The organism is Paenibacillus sp. JJ1683 (assembly GCF_053006485.1).
Genome location: NZ_CM129820.1, coordinates 641,487 through 655,301, shown reverse-complemented (window position 1 = coordinate 655,301; position 13,815 = coordinate 641,487). Strand labels below are relative to the sequence as shown.

Annotated in this window: 12 protein-coding genes; 2 read left to right on the top strand and 10 right to left on the bottom strand. The window is 50.1% G+C overall.

The window, feature by feature from the left end:
- Nucleotides 1-75 precede the first annotated feature (75 nt).
- Nucleotides 76-1,545 carry an MFS transporter gene (locus tag ACUC6J_RS02950; RefSeq protein ID WP_447249726.1) on the top strand — a complete coding sequence of 490 codons (1,470 nt, stop codon included), beginning with the start codon at nucleotides 76-78 and terminating at the stop codon, nucleotides 1,543-1,545.
- A 7-nt stretch (nucleotides 1,546-1,552) separates the two neighbouring features.
- Here the strand turns inward: ACUC6J_RS02950 and ACUC6J_RS02945 are convergent, their stop codons facing one another.
- The 9 genes from ACUC6J_RS02945 to ACUC6J_RS02905 form a co-directional block, all read right to left on the bottom strand.
- Nucleotides 1,553-2,629 carry a Gfo/Idh/MocA family protein gene (locus ACUC6J_RS02945; protein WP_447249725.1) on the bottom strand — a complete coding sequence of 359 codons (1,077 nt, stop codon included), beginning with the start codon at nucleotides 2,627-2,629 and terminating at the stop codon, nucleotides 1,553-1,555.
- Nucleotides 2,630-2,828: 199 nt separating this feature from the next.
- Nucleotides 2,829-3,242 carry a DUF350 domain-containing protein gene (locus tag ACUC6J_RS02940; RefSeq protein ID WP_031462776.1) on the bottom strand — a complete coding sequence of 138 codons (414 nt, stop codon included), beginning with the start codon at nucleotides 3,240-3,242 and terminating at the stop codon, nucleotides 2,829-2,831.
- 71 nt (nucleotides 3,243-3,313) lie between these two features.
- On the bottom strand, nucleotides 3,314-4,747 hold the full coding sequence (locus ACUC6J_RS02935) for a glutathionylspermidine synthase family protein (protein ID WP_447249724.1): 1,434 nt from the start codon (nucleotides 4,745-4,747) through the stop codon (nucleotides 3,314-3,316).
- A gap of 1 nt (nucleotide 4,748) precedes the next feature.
- Complete coding sequence (locus ACUC6J_RS02930; protein ID WP_430208697.1) at nucleotides 4,749-5,087, bottom strand: hypothetical protein; 339 nt, start codon at nucleotides 5,085-5,087, stop codon at nucleotides 4,749-4,751.
- Nucleotides 5,087-5,245 (bottom strand): hypothetical protein, encoded by a 159-nt coding sequence (locus ACUC6J_RS02925; protein ID WP_225164838.1) that lies wholly within the window; start codon nucleotides 5,243-5,245, stop codon nucleotides 5,087-5,089. The genes ACUC6J_RS02930 and ACUC6J_RS02925 overlap by 1 nt, the downstream gene beginning before the upstream one ends.
- Before the next feature lie 487 nt (nucleotides 5,246-5,732).
- The gene (locus ACUC6J_RS02920; RefSeq protein ID WP_107734792.1) at nucleotides 5,733-6,638 is read right to left on the bottom strand and encodes a M15 family metallopeptidase; all 906 of its coding nucleotides are present in this window, start codon (nucleotides 6,636-6,638) and stop codon (nucleotides 5,733-5,735) included.
- A 151-nt stretch (nucleotides 6,639-6,789) separates the two neighbouring features.
- Complete coding sequence (locus ACUC6J_RS02915) at nucleotides 6,790-7,515, bottom strand: hypothetical protein (protein WP_017428028.1); 726 nt, start codon at nucleotides 7,513-7,515, stop codon at nucleotides 6,790-6,792.
- Nucleotides 7,516-7,535: 20 nt separating this feature from the next.
- Nucleotides 7,536-10,661 carry a DEAD/DEAH box helicase gene (locus ACUC6J_RS02910; RefSeq protein WP_447249723.1) on the bottom strand — a complete coding sequence of 1,042 codons (3,126 nt, stop codon included), beginning with the start codon at nucleotides 10,659-10,661 and terminating at the stop codon, nucleotides 7,536-7,538.
- Between the two features lie 141 nt (nucleotides 10,662-10,802).
- On the bottom strand, nucleotides 10,803-11,747 hold the full coding sequence (locus ACUC6J_RS02905; RefSeq protein ID WP_039276688.1) for a helix-turn-helix transcriptional regulator: 945 nt from the start codon (nucleotides 11,745-11,747) through the stop codon (nucleotides 10,803-10,805).
- Between the two features lie 103 nt (nucleotides 11,748-11,850).
- Between ACUC6J_RS02905 and ACUC6J_RS02900 the strand changes: the two genes are divergently transcribed.
- Complete coding sequence (locus ACUC6J_RS02900) at nucleotides 11,851-12,390, top strand: dihydrofolate reductase family protein (protein WP_025363900.1); 540 nt, start codon at nucleotides 11,851-11,853, stop codon at nucleotides 12,388-12,390.
- Between the two features lie 83 nt (nucleotides 12,391-12,473).
- Here the strand turns inward: ACUC6J_RS02900 and ACUC6J_RS02895 are convergent, their stop codons facing one another.
- Nucleotides 12,474-13,769: an ABC transporter substrate-binding protein gene (locus ACUC6J_RS02895; protein WP_447249722.1), complete on the bottom strand. Its 1,296-nt coding sequence runs from the start codon at nucleotides 13,767-13,769 to the stop codon at nucleotides 12,474-12,476.
- Between the last annotated feature and the right edge of the window lie 46 nt (nucleotides 13,770-13,815).

Sequence of the window (13,815 nt, the reverse complement as noted above, 5' to 3'; positions counted from 1 at the left end):
TGTACACTAGAACCGTTCATTTAGTTGCGCATGCAACTAATAAAAAGGGCTTTCAACGATAAAGAGGTGTTCATAATGAGTTCAACTGCTACAACTGCTGCAACCTATCAAGAGAATATCGAAGTTCAGAAGAAACGTTGGATGATTTTGATTGTTTTAAATCTGTTTACGTTTATGTCCACTTTGGATGGAAGCATTGTTAATATTGCTCTTCCTGTGTTGTCTCGCACGTTACATTTACCCGTGGCACAAATTGAATGGGTGACAACCGCCTATTTAATGGCGATATGTACCGCTATTTTATTTTTCGGCAAGCTAGGGGATATGGTCGGTAAAATCAAAATATTCAAAATCGGCACAATCATATTCATTCTCGGCTCCCTATTGTGCGGTCTTAGCTCTTCACTCTCCCTATTGCTGATTTCCCGCATCATTCAGGCGATTGGGGCATCCATGACCATGGCGAACAGCCAAGGGATCGTAACAGATATCTTCCCGTCCACTGAACGGGGCAAAGCGCTTGGCCTCATCGGAACCTTCGTTTCTCTGGGCAGTATCGCCGGGCCGAGCTTGGGCGGTATTATTGTCTCCTCGCTGGGCTGGCAATACATTTTCTGGGTGAATGTACCGATAGGCCTGGTCGCTGTCTTTCTTGGCTGGAAGCTTCTACCGAAGGATCTGATCAAGGTGAAGGAGAAGATTGACGTTCCTGGTAGCCTGGTGTTTGCTATTTTTATTCTCGCCTTGTTCGTCGGATTGCTGCTGGGACAGCAGGTTGGGTATGGAGACCCACGTATTATTGCTTCGCTGGTGGTGGCTGTAGTTGCTTTTGCTGTATTCATTCGGTTGGAATTGCGTCGTCCACAGCCACTGTTACAGCTCGCACTATTCAAAAATCCGCTGTTTTCGCTCAGTATTTTGTGTGCTTTTCTGGTGTTTGTCGCTAACTTCTGCTTTAACATCATTTCGCCTTTCTATGCGCAGAATATGCTGAACTTGTCGCCTTTTTATGCCGGATTTCTGCTGATGTTGTTCCCCATCTCTATGGTTATTGTAGCCCCGCTCAGCGGTGCACTTTCCGATAAAATCGGGTCTGAACTGCTCACTTTCGCCGGGCTGGTCGTTATGGTCGTTGCCCAAATTGGATTAGCCCAGCTGCATGCAGGCAGCTCCATCCCGCTCGTCGGTCTGTGGATTGCCATGCTGGGTATTGGCAGTGGTTTATTCCAATCGCCGAACAACTCGCTGATAATGTCCAAGGTACCCCGTACACAGCTTGGCTCGGCCGGAAGTGTTAATTCGCTGGTGCGCAACGTCGGTATGGTTGTGGGGATCACGCTGGCCACATCCATTCTCTTTTATATTATGAGTAAAGAGGCTGGTTATCGGGTCACCGGCTTAGTTCCGGGTCATCCTGAAATTTTTCTGTCAGGCATGCATGTAGTCTTTATGACGTCTGCCTCCATCTGTCTTGTGTCGGCATTGTTAACAGGCTGGAGGCTGATTGGGGCTAAACGGGCAAGAACGCAACAAGATAAGAGATAGGGCCTCCTTACACTTCTACTAAACGCCCGTTCTCTCTCCAGGATTGCAGTATTTTCTCAAGTACCCACTGATTCTTGTATCCGTCATCGAACAATGGGGCTCGGTCCACGAACTCCCCCCTTGCCAGCTTAACAAAATCGCCATCGGCTGTATGATTATAGATTGGTGGAACAGCCCAATTTTCGTATTCGGCATCCGGGTGTTCCAGGTCACGCAGCACGATGCGAATACTTTCCGGATTATTGAGACTAGCGTGCAGCGTACCGAGCTCGCCGTAGATATCCACTTCGATATCGTGACGTTTGCCGATGGCATTTTTGTGAGTGATGAAGGTACCCACGGTATTATCGCCAATGATGCCATGAAAGGCGGCGAGATCTTCCACATCCACTTTTACAGGCAGACCCGTGACCGGATCGGGCCGCTCAGGTGTAATGATATGTAGCAGCGCCGCGACGCTTTTAAATTCACCAATCAGAAAACGGGCCAGATCAATAATATGTGAGGCAGTATCCCCCACGACTCCAGAGCCGGCCTTGGCTAAATTGTGTCGCCATGTATACGGATGCTGACGATACGGTGAAAATGAATCCATTAGATAGCGGAATTGAATATTGTAGATTTTACCCAGCTTATGCTCTTCCAGCAGTTGCTTGACATATTGGAAGGCCGCTCCGTAGCGATGCTTGTAGTGAACCAGCAAAGGCACTGGATTCGCAGTATACAGCTTTTTCAATTCACCTGCCTCAGACCACGTGAGCGTCAATGGTTTTTCTGCCAGTACAGCTTTGTGTTCTTCCAGCGCAATCCTAATAATGTCAAAATGCACATCATTGGGTGTCAGCGACAGAATCGCATCTACCCCTGGGTCACGGATCAACGCTTCATAATGGGAGTACCGCTTGGAAGCAGGCAGTTGCAATTGCTCTCCGATGACTTGAAGGCGGTTCGCATTTACATCACTAACGGCCACAATCGATACCCCCGACATGCTGTGTAATGATCTGATATGATATTCAGCGATCAAGCCCAAGCCGATGATCCCCACCCGAATGGGTAGGATTGGGGAGGTAAAGGTACTCATATGTTCAGAATTCCCTTCTTTGCAATTTGGTTTGATATCTGGAGCACATTTCTTTTTGCTATGCAGTATCACCCTTACCTTTGTAGAATAGTCCCCACCAAGTGAATACAATTCCCCGTAAGAAAAAGAATCTGCAGCTCCGTTGTCCGGTTTTGCAGATTCTTTGTACCTCTTCTCTATATTAACTACATCATTTCGACTACATCAAAAATGTACCTACGACAAAAGATACCCCGATGATGATTGAGCGTAGCAGTTGTGCCAGAGCCACATTGCCTTTAGCAATTTCCTCGCACACCTTGGTACGCGGCGTTACCAGATCAAAAATCACATAGACCAGGCACAGCACTACAATGCCTACGGCCGACCAGGTCAGCATATCGAGCCATGAATGGCTGCTATACGACACCATTCCCACGATGATACACAGGCCTAGCAGCTTTGCCCCCATGTAGATACCTGCCGCTTCATTTCCGCGTGCGATTTCCTTATTATCGTTATAACGTGTCAGCAAGCTGAACACAAAATAACCTACGATTAAGATGGCAAACAAGATAAGCAGGCCGATACCTACATTGCCCAATGCGTTGCCCAAACTGATATGAGAGTCCAATTTTTTTCCTCCTTATGATACTTATGAATAGGAACAGATCTGTTCGAATAGTGTACATTGTGCAATTCAGCTTATACAGCGGGTGGATTAGAAGGTTCGTTGGCAACGGCGGCAGCGCAATAATAGGCCATATCCCCTGTTACCTTTTCACCGATTCGCGGCAGGACCCCCGCAAAACGCCCCCCGATCACGAATATGCCTGTCAGCACGTAGCCGTGAAATAGCCCTTCCTCGGTCTGCACCTCTGCGCTCTGCATGGGCCACAGCCGCTGATAAATCTTAGGCTGTCCCTCGTAATAAGCGGCAATATGTGCGGCTTCCTCCTGTTCAGGCGTTAGTGGAGCATCAACTTGATGAAGCAGATCAGGCTGGTCAGCCTTCACATTTTCAACCACTCCCAAGACGCCTTCCAGTCTCTCCTCGGGTTCAGGCTGCTCAATCAAATGCGTCCCTTTACCCTCTCGTCCCCATATACCTTTGGCGACATAAGGCTCTTGATTTTGCAGAAACACGGATGGCTCAAAGTATGTAGGTAGCAGGTAGGTTCGTATGAACTCCAGCTCCCGGTCGTCAAATAAACGAAAACCGCAGAACGCTGGTGTCTGCTCATTGCGCTCGTACAGTGACCATACGGTTGCGGTGAACCCTTTGCTCTGGGTAATGATATGCTGCGGCGGATTAATTAGTCCTATTTTCCCGTCTGCCACCATATCCATTAACGCCTGCCCCACCTCAAGCCCCGTGTCCTCTTCCCGATCATCAATCAGGTATTCCAGCGGATACAGGCGATAGAGGATGTGAATCTGCTCTCCCCGGTGATACAATCCTTCGTTCGGGATAATTTCCAGCTCTTCCAATGGCGCATAAACCACTTCAAACCCGGCTTGTTCACATAAACGCATAATATATTTGGTATTCGTCTGATCCTCAACATGCCAATCATAGCAAGTGAAGTGTACCTTTGCCCCCAAACCCTTACGGCTATAAAAATGAATGAGCTCCGTCAAGGCAGACTGAATCGCCTCATCCATTCCAGATGAGGGTCCATGTAGAGCAATGTCATCCCTTGACATTCCCTCACTATGCAGCACCTCCAGCAGCTTTCCTTCGAGATAAGCCACCTCGGGAATCCCGGTTGGGGTATCGGTGTTATTCTCAATGCACTTGATCCCCGCTTCCCCCACAATCCAGTCCTGTCGGGTGATCCCATCCGGCGCGACCTCCATACGTGCAGCACGCAGCAAGCCTGGATGAATTCCCAACCGCTCCACCAGGTATTCATCCGGCATATAGCGCTGGATGAATTGCTGAACCTTGCGATAAATACGATGTACCGCCTCAGAAGCAGCCTGAAGCTCTGCCAGCTCGCTTTCCCGATACACCGTTAAGGCCGGCACGCAATAGGACTTGCCGTACATGCGATGGTACGGAATCATACGGCTGATTTCACCCTGAAAAAGCTCGTCATGTTCATAAGGCAATTGCCGAATCGTACGTATGCTCATCTTAACCCCCAGAAAAAAAGCCGCTGTGTGAGCCGCTGCTGCCAAAACCACTGTGTGAGCTGGAAGATGAAGACGAGCTCTTGCGATAAGAACTGGAAGATGAACGGCTGCTATGATATGAGGAGCCTCCGCTATAATAGGTCGATCCACCATAATAATACCCGCTGCTGCCTGAATCCCGACAGGCCGTTTGCTCCGATACGGGGAGCTCGTCGCAGTCATAATACTCATCGTCACCGCAACCCGTCAGAGCGGCTGGGACAGCCAACATCAGGGCAAAGGCCGCCATCCGTGCACGAGAGCCGGGCTTGGATTTCATGGTTTCCCAAGAATACTCCATCACAGATCGACCTCCTTCACAAACAAATGCACCTTTTTCAGCTGAGGGTCCAATACTGAATATATAAATTCGTATGTTTTGCCACCCAAAACCGTATAGTGATCCAGTAGCCGTTGGGCCAGCTCCAAGGTAAATACCGAGCCTTCCCGTTGATCCATACTGCGGAACGCAGGCTCATGCCATACCCAGTACAAGGCGCTGAATGTGGAGCTGTAGCCTCCCTCACTAGCCAGGACGAGGTCTGTGATCGACGCGCCGTAAGGCTTCGCACGTTCCCCCGTAAATTCGGTTACATAGACGGAATGATCCGTATGCTCCTCACTTTCATTCGAGATATGCGCCCACAGTTTGTCATGGAGACGCGTAGCGTCTACAAGCTTGCGCAGGAACAGCTCATCTCCCGATACGGATTCCCGTGTCAGGCTGCGCAGTTCCTTTTGAGTGTCTTCTGACCATTCGCGATACGTTAATGAATAATAAATGATGATTCCCTTCCCTTCCTGTACGCTTCTGTCATGAGGTTTACTATAAATCCAAGCATCTGTCGTCGTTCACTATACGAGATTCTACCTTGAAAAGGTTCAATTTGGAAGAAAAATACGACAAAAAGCCGCAATCCCCAGGATTACGGCTTGGTTGTAGCGGTTATAGTTTGATATTGCTTTCGTCGAAATACTCCTCAAGTGTCAGCCCCTGCTTGGCTACATCCTCTGCAATGTCTACTCCCACATAACGGATATGCCAAGGCTCGTACACATAGCCGGTCACATCTTCTTTACCCTTCATATAACGAATAATAAATCCGTATTCCGGTGCATGTTGTTCCAGCCATTCACCTTCCTTAGAAGCACCGAAGGATTGCTCCAGCTCATTGCCTACGCTGGGGCTGGATACGTCAATGGACAATCCCGTCTGATGCTCACTCGTACCTGGTACGGCGCTGACTTTAGAGGCATATTCCTGCCCCTTTGTCTTTACATTGTTGTTGAAAATAGACACCTGACGCTTATAGGAACGGTATCCCGATACCGCACGCAGCTCAATGCCGTCCTTTTTCGCACCGTCGAACAGCTTCTCCAGTGCCTCTGCCGCTTCCTTACGCAAATGCCGCTTCTCATGCGGTCCCTCGAAGGAAAAAGGCACCTGCGGCTCCACCAGATCATCCGGGACATAGCCCACAGGCAAGCTGCGCTTTTTGTTCACAACGACTGTATCTGAAGTCGCATTGGTAACAACCGCTGTTCCATCCTCTTCCTTAACCGTAGCTTGCAGCGCACTCTGGCTCCGCAACGCCATTACAGGGTCAGCTTGTCCGCTTCCAGTACCCGCGGTGGCTTGTCCAGCGCTAGCGCTGCCATTCCCCGCATCCGGCTGGGTGGAAGGCTGTACATTCTCCTGTACCGCTGTAGACGATTTTAATGGCTCACTTTCCTGTCCACCTGATCCTCCTTGCTGGCACGCTGCTAGCAATAGACCCGGCAGGATCAGCCCCGGAATAAGCGCTTTAGTCCATCGCTGAGATGTGCGCATCTGTTGTATATGTCGTTTCATGCTGGTATCTCCTCCAATATTGCAATTGATACATGACTTGCAGTAACTTTTCCGTTTCCCCATTGTAACTGAACTTTGGACACACTTCGAAGCTGTTATCCTATCCAATGAAGGTGAACAGTCTCGAAAAAGGAAGCATATCCCCGAATTGTTACGGATTATGACGTTTTTGCGGGATTGCAGCCCGAGCTCGCTCGGCTACCCGTTCACGTATGAGTTTCAATGCTTCTTCAGCACGGGGTAACCTCGGCAGCAAAGACGTAATATCAGTTTCCTTCTTGAAAGCAAGTTTCTGTGGCAGATGGATTTCAATGGCATGAAAGCCTGCTCCGGGACGATGCAATGCTCCTTCAGCTGCGGATTCTGCAATCCATTCGCTAATTGCTGCCGATCCGCTGCGTCCGCCCTCCGCGCGTGAGGTAGGCTCAAGCGCGGGGGAGGTTCTCTGCACATGGGATAACTCTCCAGCCCAAGCACTAAACACGTACTCCAGCAGCTCTTCCGGCGTCATTCCGATCAACGCCGGACAGTGTTGGGGCTCGTTTTTCAGTCCAGCCTGAAGAGCTTCCTTCACGTCTTCGACTGCACCCACTCCATTCTCTCTGCTGGAAACGGCGGTCTCAGCTGCGAGTTGAACAATTTCATCCAGCGACAGGCAGGCTTCTCCTTTCAGGAGACGGTAGATGTCCAAAGGCTCCGCTTTTAGCTGCTCCAGCCATGCCCCTCGCTCTTCCAGGTTCAGTACAGGCACTGGGCCAGTCCATTGGACGGGTTGTGCGGAAGGTACACCCGTCGATTCACCTTCCGGCCCATTTCCGTCAAATCCCACGATCCATCGACCGTCAGTTACGTCCAGCTTCACTCGCGGTCTCGTCATCGCCTTCATCCTTTCTCTGCTCACTCGATCCATACATCATTTTGCAACGCAATCAGACCACGCAGTTCATCATCAGACATTTCGGTGAGCCAATGTTCACCCGAGCCGACAACCTGTTCGGACAGTGCCTTTTTGCTCTCGATCAGCTCATCGATTCTTTCCTCCAGTGTCCCCTGACAAATCAACTTGTGCACTTGTACATTGCGACTTTGACCAATACGGAATACCCGGTCTGTCGCCTGATTTTCCACCGCAGGATTCCACCAGCGATCATAGTGAATGACATGGCTGGCACGCGTCAGGTTCAGACCCACGCCACCTGCACGCAAGGAAAGTACGAATATATTCGGTCCTTTTCCCTGCTGGAAGTTGTGAACCATTTCGTCCCGTCTGGTTTTCGCCAGTCCCCCATGCAGGAAATATGGCTCTTCTCCCAAAATTTTGGCCAAACGGGAAACCAGTAGTTCTCCCATCGACACATATTGGGTGAAAATCAGCGCCGATTCATCGTTCTCGCGAATGGTTTCTACCAATTCCAGCAGTCGCTCCATTTTGCCCGAGTTTTCGGCTTTACTGCTGTCAGCACGGCCTGGAATAATTAAACCCGGATGGTCACAGATTTGCTTCAACTTGGTCAGCGACGACAGGACAAGCCCTTTGCGGGCCATACCGACTTGTCCATCCAGTGTTCCCAACAATTGATCCACCACACCGCGGTATAATCCGGCCTGCTCTGGTGTCAGTACGCAATAGGACTTCAACTCCAGCTTCTCTGGCAAATCCTTGCGGATATCCGGATCACTTTTGAGCCGACGCAGCATGAACGGGGAGACGAGACGATGAAGCTCACGCAACGCGGACCCCCGTTCCTCTCCTGCCAGACTGTACCGCTGGCGGAATGAAGACGCTGTACCAAGATACCCTGGATTCAGGAATTGGAAAATAGACCACAGTTCGCTCAAGCGATTCTCTACCGGAGTACCTGTCATGGCAATCCGATGTGGTGCGGACAACTTCATGACGCTTTGTGCCTGCTTAGTGCGTGCATTTTTTATATATTGCGCCTCATCCAACACGATGGAAGACCAGTAGACCGCAGATAAATCGCTGCCGTCCCGGCCCGCCAAATGATAGGTAGTGAGGACGATATCATACTCGCGTACATTTTCCTGAAACTGCTCCCCGTGGAGTCGCTGGTTGCCATGGTGAATATAAAGCGACAAATCCGGTGAAAAGCGCTTCAATTCCCGCTGCCAGTTGCCAAGCAAGGACGTCGGACAGATGATTAACGCCGGACGCTGATCCTCTGCTCCGATGCCACCATCGAGCAGACAGGTAATAACCTGAATCGTTTTACCCAGCCCCATGTCGTCCGCCAGGCAGACACCAAAGCCCAATCCGCGCATCGCAGCCAGCCATTGAAAACCCCGCTCTTGATACGGCCGTAGTGCACCATGCAGCGTCTTCGGCACAGGACGCGGCTCTACGGAACGGAGTACCCCTCCCTCAGCCAACGACGCAAGCAATCCGGCGGATTCCGCGCCAAAGATAGACAAGCCCTTCCATGAGGCCTCGCCTGCACTTTCATTTTCCGCAGCCAAATGCATCCATTCGGACAAGCTCATTTCACCGTTTTCTCCACGCTTGATAAAGCGCAGCACCTGACGAATTTCCTTGGGGTCTACCTCGATCCATTCCCCTCCGAGACGTACGTATGGCAAATTGGCCGCGACGATGCTTTCCAGTTCCTCCATCGTCAAGGCCGTATCCCCCAGCACAGCCTCGGCATCAAACGAAATCATGCGGTTAATGCCAACAGACGATGTATCGGCGATCACACCATCTGGCTTGGCCCCCTGCTCTGTCGAGCGCATTTTAAGCCGCAAGCCTGCACGTCTTCGCCCCTCCCGGCTCCAGCGTGAAGGCATTTGCACAGTAATACCGTTCTTTTGTAAAGAAGGTACGGCTTCCGTCAGGAAGCGGAAGAACATCTCAGGCTCCAGGGTCAACCCCTCGGGATAAGGGCGGTTTAATGCTTCCTGCAATATAGGTGCCGCTTCAGCCGCCTGTCCGAGTCTCGTCAGCAGTTGCGCCTGCACTTGACGGTACACAATTTCACCGCGAACCAGATCACGTTCAGGATATGCCCACAATGCCAGAGCAGGCAGTCGTAATCCGGGCTCTGCATCGCTTTCTGCCCAAAAGGTAATGCGCCATTCCTGGATACTCTCTTCCAAAGAAGGCTCCAAACGAAGGCACAGACGCAATTGCCCTTCAATGGGTTCCTTGGCTTCCCGTTCGGTGACAGGCATCGTGCTTCCCTCAAGAGAGGACGCCTGAAGAACCAGCTCCTCCATCTCAGCAGGCGTTCCCTGAATCGCAACCTGACGCGAACCCGTCAACAGACTGTTCCACCACAGCTCCGCCAGCGGTGATCCTCCGCGCCGATAATCTGCCCGATATCGTCCCAGCTCACGATCTGACGCAGCCAGCACCGCGGTCGTTTCTGCATGAACGACCGCACACAAGAAGGAATACAGCACCATTCCAGCTGCATCCTCACGTGTTTCTGGCTCCTTGCCCGCAAAAACGGCCGGAGCTGCCATACAAACAGCCGGCATCGCAGCTGCCAGCTCATGAAAGCGGCGGATGTCCTCCTCTTCGCGAAGCCGAGGAATCCACACCCCTACCGCCGCATCCGGACCGCGTCGTCGCGGTCCAGAGGGACGCGCCTCTGTAAGTGATGGCACGATTTCGCCCCGCTGCATCAGCTCTAGCGCAAAATAAGCAGCCTTTTGCCAATATTGCATTTCCTCGCCAAGCGTAATGCCCGAAGCCGCACAGCCCTTCTCGTCCATGCGAGTCAGCAGAGCCATCGTCTCGCGAGGTTCCAGTGCCAGACCCTCCAGCGTACGCCCCAGCATGGAACGTCTTTTGCCACCTCTGCCCGCGGTTTCCACGCGAGCATTGTTAGGTATCCGCACCTCGGCAAGACGCAACGCAGCCTGCCGAAACGGCCGAAGGTCTCCCTTCAGCGTCAGCCTGCGGATCACACTGCTCCACGCATCAATACGTGGTTCCGACGTCTCACCAGAAAAGCAAAAAAACACATCTCCGAGCCATATTCCATAAAGCGGTTGATTCATATCTGTCTCCCGTCCAGCCTTTTGAATTATTACTCTTCATCATATACGAAAACGGGCTCTTTTCAAAACTTTATCACAAAAATAATTGGAAAGTCATACGTTAATAACCTTAAATATTCATGTAATTAACAATTAAGAGACTTATCCTTCCTGATCGGCCTCATCATCCTTCAGATAAGGATTCAGGCTGTCTTGCAGCAGCCGTTTGACTTGCATACGCAGCTCTTTCGGATATATAACCTCGGCCTCCGGCCCGTATTTTAACAGAAGTCTGGATACATATTTAAACTCTTCGACCGGGATATGTCCGTACCATTCCTGACCCCGCGATTTCTCATGAGAAACATTTTGGAAGAGGGGGTCTGATTCCGCCAGCCGAGCACCTAATGGTGTAAATTTTATTTTGGACGGAATTCCCGTACGCGAATCCTCCGCAGTCAACCATTCCTTAAGGGTGGGAAGGCCGGATAAGGTGTCTTCCAGTATGGACATTGTCATCACTCTGTCTGAGCGGTACAAAATGATCCGATCTCTGCTTTGCGCAGGCATGTACCAATATCCGTGATCAAAATAGAGCCCCACCGGATATACTTTCGTCCACTTGTCCCCAGAAGCGGAGCGGTAAAGCATGTTCACCCGGCGTTTATTCAACGCAGCCTCCAAAATGAGCGAGGTGTAGGGTGACTCTGCGTGAGTCGGCATCATCCGAAAAGCGATATAGTCCTTGAATTGATCAATGCTATCCCGCACATCCTGAGGAAGCTCGGCATAATAGTGCTCGGATAAATGCTCCCGCACCGACCCGAAGGGGATGTCCGGGATATTTTCCAGCAGCTGCAGCATGAGAAAAAGACCAAAAGCCTCATCACGAGCAAGATGAAGGGGAGGAAGAAGTCGATTGGGAAGTGCCCGATAGCCGCCATGAGGTCCGGTTTCGGTATACAGGGGTAACCCGGTCTGCTGCAAATAGTCGAGATCTCTTTGAATCGTCCTGACGGAGACACCAAACCGCTCGGCCAGCTCACGTGCCGTATATTTTTTTCGGGAATCCAGTATCCTCATAAGTGCGATTCTGCGTTCGTTCATCAGGTACTCCTCTAATAAAAATAAAGTTTAAACGATTATTTTACTACGACAAAGTATGTCATAAATAGATTGTAACATAGGTGATAGAAAGGAGTGATGAACCATGGATGCTATAAAATCCAACAAAGTCGTATTGTATATTGCCGTGAGTCTTGACGGGTATATTGCACTGCCGGATGGCTCGGTAGACTGGCTGTTTGATGTCAAAGGGGATGGTGGCGACAATGGATATGCCGACTTTTACGACACTGTAGGTACGGTACTGATGGGCAGGCTGACGTATGAAGAGGTATTGAAGCTTTCCGATGATTTCCCCTATGCTGGCAAGCCTTGTTATATACTCACCCGGTCATTAGCGAAGCATGAGCAAGCACCGCATGTTACATTTACGGACGAGGATCTGTCTGAGCTAGTTCCGCGTCTGCAAAAACAATCGGAAGGTTTGGTATGGCTAGTAGGTGGAGGTCAGTTAGTTCAGGCCTTCATGCAGGCTGGACTGCTGGAAAAGGCGATCATTGCGATCATTCCTAAAGTGCTTGGACAAGGAATACCGTTATTTCCAGAAGGAACACTGCCAAGTACATTTGAACTCCAAGAAATAGAACGCCGCGGGGATATTGTACTGCTTTATTATAATGTATAATTATGTTAACAAAAAAGCCTTCGGATGTTCAGGATCATGCAATCTCCCTGACATACGAAGGCTCTTCTGCGTATTTTATTTAATTATTTGGTCTTCAAATTATCCCATGTTCTCTGGAAATCCTCGAACAGCTTCCCAGCATCCGATTTACCTGCCACATAAGCTTGCATCTGACTTCCGAATTCTTGCTGCGCTCCTTCAGGATAACGGCTAAAGAACCAGCCCAGCAGTTTATTTTCCTGACTGTATTTCACCACTTCGGCACCCAGTTGGCCCATATCGGCCTCTTCTCCTTTGATGCTCTTGAACGCTGGAATGAACTTAAATTCCTTGGTGATATACTTTTTCCCTTGCTCGGATGTCACCATCCAATTTAAGAACTCTTTGGCCTCAGCTTTGACAGACGAATTTTTATTAACCACCCAGTTATTGGCGACACCTACAAACAGCTTATCTCCGGCTGTTGCATCTTCACCAATCGGCATAGGCAGAATACCCAGATTCAGCTTCGGATTAATTCCGTCAATTTGGACCTGAGTCCAGTTCCCTTGCTGCATCATGGCAGCCTTGCCAGTGGCAAAGTTCGTTACCTGCGTATTGTAATCAGTCGTGAGCGGCTTCGAATTGCCATACTTGAGCGTCAGATCGAGCAGCTTGATCCACTCGGCGAATACAGCATTGCCCGGAATTTTGGCTGTGCCATCATTCAGTCCTTTGACGAAGCCCGACGGGTCTGGCTGATTAGCAAATGCCACGTTCAGCAAATGATTGCCCAGCACCCAAAACTCCTGGTATCCATTGGAGAAAGGTGTAATCCCTGCGGCTTGCAGCTTTTGCGCAGCAGCCTCCAGCTCAGACAGCGTTTTAGGAGGCTCGGTGATTCCAGCCTTTTTGAACAAATCCTTGTTATAAATAAAGCCGTATCCTTCCAGATTCATTGGCTGACCGTACAGCTTGCCATCCTTGGTCATCGGTTCTTTGGCGACATCGACCACATCACCAACCCAAGGTTGGTCGGATAGGTCCTCCAAATATTCCATCCACGTATCCAGCTCACGATATCCGCCGACATTAAAAATATCCGGCTGTTCACCAGAAGCAAACTTGGCCTTCAACGCCGCCCCATAGTCACTACCCCCACCTACGGTCTGAATGTCGAGCTTAATCCCCGGGTGAGTCGCTTCATACTCCCCCTTCATGCGATTTAGTGCTTCTGCAATCTCTACTTTAAACTGAAAAATGTGAATGGTTTTCTCCTTAACTTCCTCATTGCTTGCATTTTGCCCCCCACTGCTGTTACATCCCGCCAAAACCAGAGCAAAAGCTGCAAAAAGCAAAATCAGTGCTTGGGCTTTCTTTTTAACAGTATGCGTTTTCATATTTATGTTCCTTTCTATTCTAGGTTTCATAGCACCATAATCAACA

Excerpts from the sequence above, each read along its gene's own strand:
- ACUC6J_RS02910 (WP_447249723.1), bottom strand. The coding sequence starts at position 10,661 with ATGAATCAACCGCTTTATGGAATATGGCTCGGAGATGTGTTTTTTTGC.
- ACUC6J_RS02930 (WP_430208697.1), bottom strand. The coding sequence starts at position 5,087 with ATGGAGTATTCTTGGGAAACCATGAAATCCAAGCCCGGCTCTCGTGCA.
- ACUC6J_RS02915 (WP_017428028.1), bottom strand. The coding sequence starts at position 7,515 with ATGACGAGACCGCGAGTGAAGCTGGACGTAACTGACGGTCGATGGATC.
- ACUC6J_RS02920 (WP_107734792.1), bottom strand. The coding sequence starts at position 6,638 with ATGAAACGACATATACAACAGATGCGCACATCTCAGCGATGGACTAAA.
- ACUC6J_RS02900 (WP_025363900.1), top strand. The coding sequence starts at position 11,851 with ATGGATGCTATAAAATCCAACAAAGTCGTATTGTATATTGCCGTGAGT.
- ACUC6J_RS02895 (WP_447249722.1), bottom strand. The coding sequence starts at position 13,769 with ATGAAAACGCATACTGTTAAAAAGAAAGCCCAAGCACTGATTTTGCTT.
- ACUC6J_RS02945 (WP_447249725.1), bottom strand. The coding sequence starts at position 2,629 with ATGAGTACCTTTACCTCCCCAATCCTACCCATTCGGGTGGGGATCATC.
- ACUC6J_RS02905 (WP_039276688.1), bottom strand. The coding sequence starts at position 11,747 with ATGAACGAACGCAGAATCGCACTTATGAGGATACTGGATTCCCGAAAA.
- ACUC6J_RS02935 (WP_447249724.1), bottom strand. The coding sequence starts at position 4,747 with ATGAGCATACGTACGATTCGGCAATTGCCTTATGAACATGACGAGCTT.
- ACUC6J_RS02950 (WP_447249726.1), top strand. The coding sequence starts at position 76 with ATGAGTTCAACTGCTACAACTGCTGCAACCTATCAAGAGAATATCGAA.
- ACUC6J_RS02925 (WP_225164838.1), bottom strand. The coding sequence starts at position 5,245 with ATGGATCAACGGGAAGGCTCGGTATTTACCTTGGAGCTGGCCCAACGG.